The organism is Oleiphilus sp. HI0043 (assembly GCF_001634935.1).
Genome location: NZ_LWEY01000923.1, coordinates 1 through 271, shown reverse-complemented (window position 1 = coordinate 271; position 271 = coordinate 1). Strand labels below are relative to the sequence as shown.

At 46.1% G+C, this 271-nt stretch carries 1 pseudogene; it reads left to right on the top strand.

The features are described from left to right. Positions 1 to 17 precede the first annotated feature (17 nt). A pseudogene (locus A3729_RS10295) lies at positions 18 to 271 on the top strand (hypothetical protein); the annotation flags it as partial.

The following is a 271-nucleotide window of genomic DNA, read 5'->3' as shown; positions in this document are numbered from 1 at the left end:
GCCTCGCTTGGCTGCCGATGAACAAAAAGCATCAGTATGCAGAAAGCCTTGGGCGTTTCGTTTATCGACGCATGAAAAACCGTGGCAAGGTGACCCGGCAGAATATAGAGCTGTGTTTCCCCGAGCTTAGCAGTGACAAGCAAAATGAGATAATTGAAGGCAGTTTTATTTCTACTGCTGAAGGCTTGATTGAGATGCTGCAACTTTGGTGGCGAGATGTTACTCCGTATCTTGATACGATGACGGTGATTGGTAAAGAGCACCTATTAGA